Raw genomic sequence first — 10,808 nt, 5'->3', positions numbered from 1 at the left:
AAGTCCTCGAGTGCCGCTCCAGCCCTCGTAGCACGGTCGCCGAAGACCGATTCGAGTGTGCGCGCCATCTGGTCCGGCGTCAGCCCACCGGTCGTTTGCGCCGCCTCGCCGACCCGACTCGCGGCCTGCCGCAGCTCGTCCGCGCTGAACTCCCGCAGCCACACAGCCCGCTTGCGTACGTTCTCCACGTTGCGCAGAGCGTCGCTCGTGCTGATCCGCTCGTCCCCGTCCTCTCCTCGCCACCGGGTTTTGATCCGCTCGGCCGTCTTCGCCGGCACCCGGCGAGATCCGGCCGTCGCCGGCGACTCCAGAGGGTCGTCGTCGATCACGGGGTTGCGCATCATGTGCAGCGCGAGCGCCGCCGGCTTACGCGCCCGGTTGACGTTGATCCCGTCCATCCGGCCGATCAGCTCACCGAGCGAGCCTCCGGCGTTGAGTTCGTTCTCGACGACACGGTGCAGCGCCGGATAGGCCTTGCACCCGGCGATCGCCGTGCCGGTGAAGTCCCCGAGCTGAGCCTTGAGGGCATCGGCCAACTCGGCACGCGAGATCTCGATCCGCGGTATCGCGCTCGGCACCGACGCGCTCGCAGTCGGGTACTCGGCGTTGCCGTTGTAGACCGCGGTGCCCACCGCCGCGGCGCGCTGCAACCCGGCCATGGTCTGCTCGGCCTCTTCGCCCGCGCCGAGCCCCTCCCACATCGCCTCGGCGGCCCGCGCCGCCCACTCCTCGTCGAGGGCTTTCACCTCAAACATCAGCGAGCTGGTGCCCTCGTCGATCGGCATCCACCCGACCACGACCTCACCCTCAGCCAACTTCTCGCGCCACACCTGTGACTCGGTCGACTGCGGAAGCGAGATGTGCTGCAACTGCTGGGCAATCCCGTCAGCCCGCCCGGCCCCAACGGGAGCCGCGACCGCGGCCAGTACCGCGGTGGGCGGGCACCCTGATTCCTTCGACAGCGTCTGCAACCGCTCCAGCAGAGTTTCGGTCCCCTGCCCCACCGGCTGGTCCAGATCAGCGTTGCTCAAGCGCAGCTCCGACCCCCACGCCTGCTCGCTCGCGCGGACCCAGCGCTCACGCTGCTCGTCGGCCGTCAGCTCCCGCACCGGGACCTGCTCGGCGCGATCGTGCAGCCGCGCGGCGTGTTCCGCGTAGTCGTGAGCCAACCGCCCCTCGCGCCGTCGATGCTCGCGCAGCGTCCGCGCGAGCATCGACGCCAGCTGCACGAGCGGCACCAGCTCCTCGACCGGCAGCCGCAAGTGCGGTACGTCGTCAGGTGTGTGCGTGGTCATCGGATCCCCTCCTGGAAGTCGTGCCTACTGCTGCCGTGGACGCCGCTGGTCGCCCAAGCGTCGTTGCTGCTCCCGCAGCCGTCGCGCCACCTCACTCGGCTCGACCGTGCGCCGCTGCGCCCGCCGCTCTGCCAGCGCGGCATCACCGGGCCGACGCCCGACCGGCGGGAAGCCGGGTCGTGCTGCTTGTTCGACATGCCGGCCTGCGGTGTGCGCCGCCGCAGACTGGTGGGCCCGCTGGTTCGCGGCCTGCCATGCCGCGATCTCCAGCAGCAGCCCCGCCAGCGCCGCCACGAGCGCCGCCGCGGCGTAGCGCTCCGTGCCGCGGCCGGAAAGCATGCCCGCGCCACCGAGGATCCACGCTGCCTGCCGCATCTGCTGCGCCGCGCGTCCCAGCTGCTCAGGGCTCCGGCTGCCTGGAGTCCGGGCGGCCCGGTCGTAGGCCCGCGCCGCGTCGCTCAGCGGCCCGTCGCGGTTCGGCTCAGTCGCTCTCGCGTAGGCGTTGAGCAAGTCGGCCGTGGTGTGGCTGATCCCGTCCGCTGGCTCAGTGCCATCACGCAATGCCTGACGCGCTTCCTTCACCGCGCGGGTGGCGTTCTCTGTGGCCTGGATGCGCCCGTAGCTGGTGTCGCCGTCGGGCGCAGCGGTCGGCTTCGGCGCGCTCGCCCACCGGCCCAGAAGCTGCGGCCAGGACAGGTCCGGCGCCAGCCTGCTGCCGGAGTAGTAAACGCTGACGCCATCGCTGGTGGTCTCGCGGCTGCTCGCCACCGCGTACCCACGGATGACGCCGTCCGCGTCGGTATTCGTCCGCACGAGACACCCCTGGCGCTGCAGCTCGGCGAGGAACTCCTCCGGGCCGCTGACCGCTGACGCGGCCTGCGTCACGACCTCGCGCAGCTGGTACCGCGCGGGCACCTCGTTCCCCAGGCGAAGGGCCTTCTCCGCCTCTCCGCGCGTGGCGCGCGCGGCTGCGGTCTTATCGGCGTCCGCCGTCACGTGCAGCCCAAGCCGGTCCTCGATGTCCCGGCAGGCGCTGCGCAGTTCTTTGCGGGAGAACTTCGGGTGGAACCGCTTGCCGGTGTCCTGCCGCACGAGCATCGCGACCAAGTGGATCGACTCGTCATCGTGGCGGACCGCAACCCACCGGCACCCGCCGGCATCGCCCCGTTTCGCGATCCCGGTGCGGTCCATGATCTCCTCCGCAATCTCCCGCCACTGGGCATCGGACAGGACCGGATCGTCAGGGTGCGCGCGCACCGGCGTGTGCCAGACGAGCCCCTTCTTGCCGAACAACCGGTGCGACACCGGGGGAGTGCTGACCGGGAGCCCGTTCTGCCGGGCCGGGGCCTCCATGTGGTCGATGAGCTCACGCAGATCGAAGTCGAACTCACCTGGTGCTCCCGGCTTCCCGTCTACGAGTACGAACGGCAGCTTCTCCGGCTGCAGGCCCGCGGGGTCACCGTCCCACGCTGCCACGATCCGCGGGTTCTCGTGCTTGAGTCCTGACCGCTCTGGGCCGAACAGGTAGCGCATCAGGCCGGCGACTCGCCACCCGCGCATCTCCTTCGCGATCACCGGGTCTGCTCCTTCAGCTCACCCAGCGAAGCGTCGGCGCGACCGGCGATCCGTCGGACGAGTCCCAGCACCGTGCCGGCCTCTTCGCCGATCTCACCGGTGCTGTTCGCGACCCGCGCCACGTCGTTGAGGTTCCCGGCGATATTGCCCAGCAGCCACCGCACCTGCCGCAGCTCCTCCGCCACGTCGAGCAGCCCCTCCCAGTCCGGCCGCCGCTGACCGTTTCGAACCTCAGCCTCAGCCACAGCAGTCCGCGCGATCCACGCACCTGGCCGCAGGCCGGCCGCCGTAGCCGCACGAGTGACCGCCGCCCACTCCACATCGGTGTAGTAGCTGTTGGCGTGGTTGGTGCGCTTTTCCGGGGCGTGGTCCCGGTTCCCAGCACCTGCCTTCCGCCCAGCCACCCGCCCATCCCTCCACGCTCGTCCTCGGCGCGTCAGCGCCCTCGCACACGCCAGTGTGCCATCGCGGCCGCCCGGCCGCCGCAAAAACCATTGGTTTTTGCACATCTTGCTCCGCAAGAAGTGCGGTTCGGCCGTGCGTCACGGTGCGTAGCGGCCGCTGCGGCGGCCGACGGCAATGCAGCGCGGACAGCAAGGGGGCTCGGTGTGCGAAGTGCCGGTCGCTTTTGACGGGTGAACCCAGGGAAAGTGTGCGCCTAGGAGTAGCGGATCGACTACACTGGTGGTATGAGCACTGACCCAGTCAAGGCCGCACTCGACAACCTGCTTTCGGCTCGGCGGCCGGCCCTCAAAGCGCTCGCTGAGGCGACCGGTCGCAGCGACAAGCTCCGCAAAGAGATCGCGGCGGCGAAGAAGAAGCTGGCGGAGAACGAGGACGAGATTCGAGCAGCACATGCGGCCGCTATCGCGGCAGGATGGAGCACTTCGGAACTTCGGGCGGCTGGGTTTTCCGCTCCGCGCAAAGCAGCGAAAACTAGCTCCGAAGTGAGCGAGAACAAGGCGAGCGATGACGAGGCCGGGGCTGCACATGCGGCCGCTGCTGGCGGCGAGCGTGCACCCCAGACGGACGCCGCAACTTCTTCCTCCGCTGCCGATGACGCGCCCTCAGCTGGCGGGGTTGACGCGGCATGACTGTGAACGAGGGGCACGATCAGGCTGAAGTCGAGCCGCTGGACGTCCGCGTGATTCTGGCCGGCCTTCAGGGCCAGTTGGATGACCTGGTCGCGGCGGTCAACGCGCAGCAGGCCGATCTGGATCGGCAGCGACGCGAGATCCGTGAGTTGCGTCGGTACGTCGAGCGAGAGGCCTGATCGGCCATGGCGACGCGTCGACTGACGCTCGAGGAACGCGCGTCGAAGCGCGCCGAGCGGGTGACGGAGGTTCGGCAGCTCCTCGACGACGCTGCCGCGTCGGCCACCACTGCGGCTGGGTGGCGGTCGTACCTGGACACTGTCGCCGGACTCCCGGGCTTCAGTGCGGCGAACGCACTGCTCGTCTACGCCCAGCAGCCCGGAGCGACCGATCTGCGAGACTACGACGGCTGGGCCGCGGCCGGGCGCCAGGTGCGACGTGGTGAGCGTGGAGTCAAACTGCTGCACGCTGGCTCCGATGCGTCCTCTCCTCGCGTCGTTTCCCTGTTCGACGTCGCGCAGACCGGACCGGAAGCGCCGACCCCGACATCCGCTCCCGCGATCGCGGAGCGGGTCGCCGCGGATCGCCTCTGGGACCGACTCTCGGCCGTTGCCGAGGCGCGCGGATGGTCAGTGCGGCTGGGTCCTCTGACCGACGGGACCGGGCGGACGGACGCCCTTCGGCGCGAGATCCGCGTCCGGGACTCTCTCGACGACATCGACGCGGTCCGCACGCTTGCACATGAGGTCGCCCACGTCGTGCTCGACCATCACACCGCCGGGTTGGGGCCTTCGCGCACGGAACTGGAGGCCGCGTCGATGGCCTACGTAACGCTGCGCGCCGCCGGTGTGTCGGCCCCCGCGGCGGAGTTCGACATGTCGAGTATCGGCGGTGCGGCCGGCGTTCCGGCGCTGCGGGAGACTGCAGCACGAGTGATCCAGGGGTTGGCGCAGGCACGCCATCCTGCCCCGGCTGTACCGAACGATGCCGCGCTGGCGACGCGGGTCGAGCGCGGCCGCGTCGCGGCCGCGCGAGTGCGGGAGCGGGCCGAACTGGGTGCGGCACGGTCGACGGGTGTGTCGGCGGCTCGAGGCGGTGAGGAGCAGGGCAGCTTGGTCCTGTCGCCGACGGAGCGGGCACGGCTGGTCCAGGCAAACACGGACGCCATGGCCTTCTTCACCGAACAGCTCGCCGGGACACCTCGCGCACACGACTACGTCGTGCAGCGCTTGGGCGTTGCTGAGGTGCCCGGGTTCCAGCTCGGCTACGCCCCGGCCGGCTGGACGAGCATGGTCGATCATCTGCGCGGTTTGGGCCACCCCGACGATGTTCTCCTCGCGGCTGGTCTCGCGCAGCGAAGCAGCCGCGAGACGTTGATCGACCGGTTCCGGGATCGTGTCCTCGTCGCGGTGCGCGATGGCCACGGCGACATCGCCGGATTCATTGGCCGACCGCCGTCGGATCGGGTGCCGGAGGGCGTGCCCAAGTACCTAAACACCCCGGCGACGGACCTGTTCGACAAGTCTCGTCTGCTGTTCGGATTGCCCGAGCAGCGCGAGCGACTTGCGTCCGGTGCCAGGCCTCTGCTGATCGAGGGTGTCTTCGACGTCCTGGCGATTGCCGCGCGCGGCGACGCTCGTGTGGCGCCGGTCGCGGCTCTGGGCACGTCGGTCACCCCGGCGCATCTCGCCGCCCTGGCCGACACCACGGACGAACCGATCGTGGTGCAGCTCGATGGTGATGCAGCCGGACAGGCCGCGACGGAACGGGTTGCGCACCTCGTGCACGCCAACCCTGACTTGCGGGCGGAGATCGCCTCGGCGTTGCCGGATGACCACGACCCGGCTTCGTGGCTCGCGACCGGTGGTGAGCTTGCGCGGGTGGTCGAGGACGCCGAGTCGGTCCCGCGGTGGCTCATGGATCGCGCGATCGCCCGGCTTGAGGCCACAGAGCACTCGGATGAGGTCGAAAAGCAGGTCGCGACGCTGCGGAGCGTTGCCGGGATCCTGGCGCCGTTGTCGCTTTCGGAAGCGGCGTCACTCGCCGCGGACGCGGCGACACGGCTCGGGCTTCCGGCGGACACCGTGGCCGGCGCAGTGTGGGACGCCCGTGAGCGGGCGAAGGAAGCGCCCCGGCACCTGTACGAGCGGGCTGCACGACGGGCGCGCTCGGGCGAACGGGAGACGGCCGAGCGCGCCAAGACCACAGCGGCACCGCGCAGTTCCGCTGATCTCCCCGCCGTGGCACATGACCGGTGGAGCCGGCCGCCGCACGTGAACACTGCACGCCACCTGCATCGCTGACCAGGCCGCGGCCTGTCACCGCGGTAGTGGCCACCGTCGGCTCTGAAGCGGCAACCCGGTGAGGGCTGGGTTGGGCTTGGTCAGGCGTCGGGGACGACCCGTAGGCGCGAATTGGCCGGCCGGATTCCGCGTGCGGCACGGTCGGCGCGGGCGAACTCGTACTGAATCTGCGCGATGCGGCCGACGATGGGCAGCTCGTCTGGGTCGAGGGTCGGGAACGCGGGGAGCCCGCGGCCGTGCAGGTCCTCTTCGTTGTCGCCGGCGTCGCTCGTCGTGGGGTACTGGATCTGGTCGAGGACCTCTTGTGGGTCTATCTGCCATGCCTCGGCGAGCCATTGCGACAGGCACACGCCGATGGCGGTGAGGTTCGCGAGCAGCATGAGTGAGTCGCCGTCGTGGGTCTCGAGGTACTCGTCGTAGGTGGCGAGCAATCGTTCGACCTTGCCGAGCGGGAGCTCTTTCGTCTCCTCTTCCTCGTGCTGGATGACAAGGCGCTGGCGGATCAGGCTGAGCGCAGTGAACCGGTCGGCGATGGCGTCGGTCGCGGGCACGTACCCAAGTGTGCCGGGGCCCTGGCGTCGCCACGATCGGGCGACCGTAGCGGCGGGCGCCCACCCGCACGCGGAGCCTGCCGAGCGCGAAAAATGGGAGGGCCCGTCACCGGATTTCCGATGACGGACCCTCATCAGGCTCGGGGCTGGCGCGCGAGCCTCAGCGGTGTTTCTTGACGCTGTCGAGGGCGTTGGTCGGGGTGGGCCGTGGGGTGTTGGTTGGTTGGTGCCGGAAGGGTTGGCGGCAGGTGGTGCAGACGATGTCGGCGCCGGCGAGTGTGGCGGCGGCCGCGTAGATCTTGCGGGGGCACGCGCACTGCGCGAGCAGTTTCGCGCCGGATTCGGTCGTGCGGCGCGGCGCCGGCTCGGGCTTGGGAAGTGGGTGAGCGTCCAGCACGGCCCGGATCGTCTCGATCTCGTCGCGGTAGGTGTCGGCGGTCTCCGGGGTGAGGGTGAGCTCGGCAAACCCGCGTGCCTGAGTCGAGTCACCCTCGGCGGAGAGGCCGATCTCGGCGGCGAGCTCGCGGAAGGTGCGGTTGTGGTATCGGCCGCCGCGGCTGGTCACGGTGAGCTCGCGTGCGTCGGCGAGTTCGCGTACGGCTTCGCGCAGGATCGACGTCGTGACGGCGGCCGCGGTGGCCGGGAACGGCTCGTTCGGGTACCGGGCGTTGATCGCCGCGGGGGTGGCCGGCAGCTCGGCGTGCCGCTCCCGCGCGGCCTGCCACAGTCGCGCCACCGCCTGGTCCAGCTCGTCGCGCCCGGCGTACCGGCCGCCAGCGGAGCCGCTCCTGCTGCTCATCGTCTTCCCTTCGAAATGCCCGGACAGGCTGCTGACGGTATTCGATCGCCACCTGTGATCGCGTCCGACGGTGGCCGGTAGTCCGTTCCTTCGATACTCGCTACGGGTGCTGGCCGAGCCAGCTGCCGGCCTCTTCGGACTCGCGCTGGGCGAGTTCTGTTTCGAGGTCGGCGATTGCCGCGTCGCGGTCGGCGCGGGCTTCGGCCTCGGTAATGTCGCCGAAGGCGAACATCGGCATGCTGCGGGCGGCGGCGATGGTGGCGCGCAGCTGCTGCGCGGTGCGGGGCATGATCAGGTTCCTCCTGGTTCGATTGGCAGTCGCCTGTGGCGGTGGTCGCCCGCCAGCTCCCGACCTCGCTAGAGTCGGGGCTGGTCGGGCCAGCTAGACCCTGGCCCGACCGCCACTCCTGATCAGCGGCTTTCGGTGGCGCCGCACCCGGACTTGCAGCAGACCCAGACGGTGGGGTCCACATTGGACTTCACGAAGTAGTGGCCGTCGCCGTTCGCGGGGTCGCAGTTCATGCCTGATCACCTCCCTCTGGCTTCCTCGGGCGCCGGCGCTGCTTCCGGCGCCTGTGGCCACAGCTGCACGGGCATGTCCAGCTGCAGGTTCGGTCCGCCAGCCACACCGCCACGAACAGCCGCTTGTTGCCCGACACCGTGAGGTAGGTGTCTGGGCCGGTGATCGGCCGTTCGGCGCGAATTTCGGTACACCACCGGTGCTCGCCTTGCTCGCAGTTGCCGCTCCGGCCCCACTGGCAGCGGCAGCGGAACCAATCCCGGGGGCCGCCGTTCCACTTGCGGTGGTACTCGGTCCAGACGTTCCTGCGGATCCAGCGGGCCGCCTCGTCACTCATGACCGGCAGCGACTGGGCCGCGGAAGTGTCCTCTGTCGGCTCGGTGCCCGCGCCTGCGAGCGTGAACAGCACCTGCTGGCCCTCGACCTCGCCCCAGTTCCCGAGCGTCGCCATCAGCGCCGGCGTCGCCCGTCGACGGCTCACGGCTGGCTCGTGGTCACGCGCTTGCCCTTGCCGTTGCTGACGAGCCACTGAGCGTCGGTCCACCCGACCTCGTCGTCGTCGTTGTTCGCCGCGGCGCGGATCATCGGCCCGCCTCCGACTCCGGCTCGGCGGGCGTGACCAGGCGGTTCGGCATCCCCTCGTTCTTCGCGGAGCGCCCGAGCGTGCCATCGCTCAGCTGGGCCGTAGTCGGGCCGGCCTTGACGGTCTGCTGGAGTCCGCGGCGGATGCTGCCGTTGCTCGGAGTGCCGGTTTTCCTGCTCATCAGCGCACCTCCACCAGGTCGGTGCGGGCGTGCAGAGCCTCGGGGGTTTGGTGGTGCCGGCCGGACGGGTCGTGGTACAGGCCGTCCGCACCGCGGGACCACACCCGCTCCAGGTCGTCGCGAACCCGGGGAGCGCTCGGCGCCGGGCCGAGCCCGGCCAGCCAGGTCCGTAGCGGCTTCACTGTGGTGGACAATGGAACCTCCTCGATTGCGGGGATCCCGGCCGGGACGGTGAAACTGTGGAAGGTGGAAACGCCCCGGCCGGGGCTTGATTTCTCCTGGTCAGAGCCCGTTTCTGGTGAGGCCCTGCCGGGGCCGGGCAGCGGACGCCCGGCCCCAGACCTGAGTGCCGGACTACTGCCCGGCGGCGCGGCGGGCGCCTTCCTCGGCGAGGAACTGCCACGCCAGCTGCTCGGCCAGCTCCGGGCGCTCGGACTTGCGAAGCTTGTCCAGGAACGTCGGCAAGGCCACCGCGAACGTCCGGAGGAACACCTCCGCGAACTGGGCCTCGGTCAGGGACTTGTCCGCGTTCGCGCTGCGCACCAGGGCGAGCACGTGCCCGGAGAGCAGGTCGATCACGTCCGTGGCGGTCGCGTTCTCCGGCAGCAGGATCGGGGCATCCCCGTACACGCGGGCAGCGAGGTCGCGGTTGTAGTGGCGGGCGTGGAGATCGTTGGCCTGCTCGGCCGCCGCGATGGCTTCCTCACGCGTGTTGAGTCCCCACGTGAGCCGGGTGTCGTTCGAGTTGTCGATCACGCCGTGCCACTGGCGCGCGGCGTCGGTGAACACGCTGTAGGGCCGCTCCGGGTCGAAGTCGATGCCGGTCATTCTCGGTTGCCTCCCTCGTTGCTGATACCTCCACCCTACCTAGTTTGACGCGTACGCGTCAAGACATTTTCCCTGGTCAATCGGGTGATCCCGGCTTTCGAACCGCCCGTTATCGTGCGGCGATCGCAAGTGCAGCGGTGATGGTGCCGGGCAGTGTGGTGCAGACCGGGACGTCGTGAAGGTGTGCCACGTAGGCGAGGTAGCGGTTGCGTTCGGGGTTCGGGCAGTCCGGTGGGCAGCCGAGCACGGCCTTGCCGGTTGTGACGTCGAGACCGAACTCGACGTTGGTGGTGAAGCCCGGCATGGTGCGCAGGTCGCGCGGGATCCAGAACAGGATCGCGGTGGCCGTGGCCCTGGCCGCCGTCTCCCACCCGACCTGGTCGTCGTAGTGCTCGGCCCGCACACCGCCGCGGGACTCCGGGGTCAGCACGGTCAGCGGCCCGTCCCCGTTCCACTGCGCCGCGAGTTCGGCGAGCGCGGCCGGCCGCCAGGACGGCACCTTGCCGCCGGCCCTCGGCGTCGGCCCGGCGAGGAACACCGACGGCCCGTCTTCGGGGAGCGGTTCGCGGGCGTGCACGACGGTCAGCGCCGCGCTCATCGGGCGCCGCCGGCGCGCTCGAGTTCCTGCTGCGGGGTCCAGGGCAGCGGCAGGCCGTCGTCGACGGTGCGGGGGACGACGTGGACGTGCAGGTGCGGCACCGATTGTGTGGCGGCGCGGCCCTTGGACGTGATCAGGTTCGCCGCGTCGAGCTCAGCCATCAGCTCAGCCGCGCGCGCCATGGTCTGGGCGGTCACCTGCGGGTCCTCGCCAGCATCGGCCACGTGGACGCGGGGCAGGACCAGCACGTGGCCCTCGTTGACGCCGCCGCGGCGCGGGCGGATGGCGATGGCGTCGTCCCAGGACCGGACAACGGTGGCCGGGGCCTGCCCGGCGGCGATGGCGCAGAACGCGCAGGACGGGGCGGTCTGGGGCGAAACATCAGCGTTCGAGGTCCCCATGGTGGGGTGTGTCCTTCCGGTTCGACAGCGGGGGGAGTGCCCTCAGGGGCACGGTGCCGCCCCGTGGCAGTGCTGGCCCG

The 10,808-nt window shown here is 70.4% G+C and carries 15 protein-coding genes; 3 read left to right on the top strand and 12 right to left on the bottom strand.

The window, feature by feature from the left end; genetic code table 11:
• The 3 genes from ACIA77_RS48260 to ACIA77_RS48250 all read right to left on the bottom strand — a co-directional run.
• Positions 1-1,262, bottom strand: a 1,262-nt coding sequence (locus ACIA77_RS48260; RefSeq protein WP_395892950.1) for a hypothetical protein, incomplete at its 3' end; no start/stop codon positions are given.
• A 57-nt stretch (positions 1,263-1,319) separates the two neighbouring features.
• A complete protein-coding gene (locus tag ACIA77_RS48255) occupies positions 1,320-2,870 on the bottom strand; it encodes a relaxase/mobilization nuclease domain-containing protein (RefSeq protein WP_395892949.1) in 1,551 nt (516 codons plus the stop codon).
• A complete protein-coding gene (locus tag ACIA77_RS48250; protein WP_395892948.1) occupies positions 2,867-3,115 on the bottom strand; it encodes a hypothetical protein in 249 nt (82 codons plus the stop codon). The genes ACIA77_RS48255 and ACIA77_RS48250 overlap by 4 nt, the downstream gene beginning before the upstream one ends.
• 444 nt (positions 3,116-3,559) lie before the next feature.
• On the opposite strand from ACIA77_RS48250, the gene ACIA77_RS48245 reads away from it, so the two are divergent.
• From ACIA77_RS48245 to ACIA77_RS48235, 3 genes are read left to right on the top strand one after another with little or no spacing between them, the layout of a single operon-like run.
• A complete protein-coding gene (locus ACIA77_RS48245; protein ID WP_395892947.1) occupies positions 3,560-3,964 on the top strand; it encodes a hypothetical protein in 405 nt (134 codons plus the stop codon).
• Positions 3,961-4,143, top strand: a complete 183-nt coding sequence (locus tag ACIA77_RS48240; protein ID WP_395892946.1) for a hypothetical protein — start codon at positions 3,961-3,963, stop codon at positions 4,141-4,143. Before ACIA77_RS48245 ends, ACIA77_RS48240 begins: the two co-directional genes overlap by 4 nt.
• A gap of 6 nt (positions 4,144-4,149) precedes the next feature.
• Positions 4,150-6,267: a toprim domain-containing protein gene (locus ACIA77_RS48235; protein ID WP_395892945.1), complete on the top strand. Its 2,118-nt coding sequence runs from the start codon at positions 4,150-4,152 to the stop codon at positions 6,265-6,267.
• An 80-nt stretch (positions 6,268-6,347) separates the two neighbouring features.
• Here ACIA77_RS48235 and ACIA77_RS48230 read toward each other — a convergent pair whose 3' ends face one another.
• From ACIA77_RS48230 to ACIA77_RS48190, 9 genes are all read right to left on the bottom strand, one after another.
• Entirely contained in the window at positions 6,348-6,818 is a 471-nt protein-coding gene (locus tag ACIA77_RS48230; RefSeq protein WP_395892944.1) for a hypothetical protein, read from the bottom strand.
• Between the two features lie 160 nt (positions 6,819-6,978).
• Positions 6,979-7,617 carry a hypothetical protein gene (locus ACIA77_RS48225; protein WP_395892943.1) on the bottom strand — a complete coding sequence of 213 codons (639 nt, stop codon included), beginning with the start codon at positions 7,615-7,617 and terminating at the stop codon, positions 6,979-6,981.
• Positions 7,618-7,717: 100 nt separating this feature from the next.
• Positions 7,718-7,906 carry a hypothetical protein gene (locus ACIA77_RS48220; RefSeq protein ID WP_395892942.1) on the bottom strand — a complete coding sequence of 63 codons (189 nt, stop codon included), beginning with the start codon at positions 7,904-7,906 and terminating at the stop codon, positions 7,718-7,720.
• A gap of 229 nt (positions 7,907-8,135) precedes the next feature.
• Positions 8,136-8,588: a DUF6248 family natural product biosynthesis protein gene (locus ACIA77_RS48215; RefSeq protein ID WP_395892941.1), complete on the bottom strand. Its 453-nt coding sequence runs from the start codon at positions 8,586-8,588 to the stop codon at positions 8,136-8,138.
• A gap of 130 nt (positions 8,589-8,718) precedes the next feature.
• The gene (locus ACIA77_RS48210; RefSeq protein WP_395892940.1) at positions 8,719-8,901 is read right to left on the bottom strand and encodes a hypothetical protein; all 183 of its coding nucleotides are present in this window, start codon (positions 8,899-8,901) and stop codon (positions 8,719-8,721) included.
• Positions 8,901-9,095: a hypothetical protein gene (locus ACIA77_RS48205; RefSeq protein WP_395892939.1), complete on the bottom strand. Its 195-nt coding sequence runs from the start codon at positions 9,093-9,095 to the stop codon at positions 8,901-8,903. The genes ACIA77_RS48210 and ACIA77_RS48205 overlap by 1 nt, the downstream gene beginning before the upstream one ends.
• 160 nt (positions 9,096-9,255) lie before the next feature.
• Positions 9,256-9,729 (bottom strand): hypothetical protein, encoded by a 474-nt coding sequence (locus ACIA77_RS48200; RefSeq protein ID WP_395892938.1) that lies wholly within the window; start codon positions 9,727-9,729, stop codon positions 9,256-9,258.
• Positions 9,730-9,838: 109 nt separating this feature from the next.
• Positions 9,839-10,327 carry a nucleoside 2-deoxyribosyltransferase domain-containing protein gene (locus ACIA77_RS48195; protein WP_395892937.1) on the bottom strand — a complete coding sequence of 163 codons (489 nt, stop codon included), beginning with the start codon at positions 10,325-10,327 and terminating at the stop codon, positions 9,839-9,841.
• Complete coding sequence (locus tag ACIA77_RS48190; RefSeq protein WP_395892936.1) at positions 10,324-10,728, bottom strand: HIT family protein; 405 nt, start codon at positions 10,726-10,728, stop codon at positions 10,324-10,326. Before ACIA77_RS48190 ends, ACIA77_RS48195 begins: the two co-directional genes overlap by 4 nt.
• Positions 10,729-10,808 lie beyond the last annotated feature (80 nt).

Source organism: Amycolatopsis sp. NPDC051903 (genome assembly GCF_044452505.1).
Lineage (GTDB): Bacteria > Actinomycetota > Actinomycetes > Mycobacteriales > Pseudonocardiaceae > Amycolatopsis.
Note: the sequence above shows the minus strand (reverse complement) of the source record. Positions and strands in the feature narration are given on the sequence as shown.

Bases quoted from the DNA above. Each gene is read 5' to 3' on its own strand.
- ACIA77_RS48245 (WP_395892947.1), top strand. From the start codon at position 3,560: ATGAGCACTGACCCAGTCAAGGCCGCACTCGACAACCTGCTTTCGGCT.
- ACIA77_RS48240 (WP_395892946.1), top strand. From the start codon at position 3,961: ATGACTGTGAACGAGGGGCACGATCAGGCTGAAGTCGAGCCGCTGGAC.
- ACIA77_RS48235 (WP_395892945.1), top strand. From the start codon at position 4,150: ATGGCGACGCGTCGACTGACGCTCGAGGAACGCGCGTCGAAGCGCGCC.
- ACIA77_RS48225 (WP_395892943.1), bottom strand. From the start codon at position 7,617: ATGAGCAGCAGGAGCGGCTCCGCTGGCGGCCGGTACGCCGGGCGCGAC.
- ACIA77_RS48220 (WP_395892942.1), bottom strand. From the start codon at position 7,906: ATGCCCCGCACCGCGCAGCAGCTGCGCGCCACCATCGCCGCCGCCCGC.
- ACIA77_RS48215 (WP_395892941.1), bottom strand. From the start codon at position 8,588: ATGGCGACGCTCGGGAACTGGGGCGAGGTCGAGGGCCAGCAGGTGCTG.
- ACIA77_RS48210 (WP_395892940.1), bottom strand. From the start codon at position 8,901: ATGAGCAGGAAAACCGGCACTCCGAGCAACGGCAGCATCCGCCGCGGA.
- ACIA77_RS48200 (WP_395892938.1), bottom strand. From the start codon at position 9,729: ATGACCGGCATCGACTTCGACCCGGAGCGGCCCTACAGCGTGTTCACC.
- ACIA77_RS48195 (WP_395892937.1), bottom strand. From the start codon at position 10,327: ATGAGCGCGGCGCTGACCGTCGTGCACGCCCGCGAACCGCTCCCCGAA.
- ACIA77_RS48190 (WP_395892936.1), bottom strand. From the start codon at position 10,728: ATGGGGACCTCGAACGCTGATGTTTCGCCCCAGACCGCCCCGTCCTGC.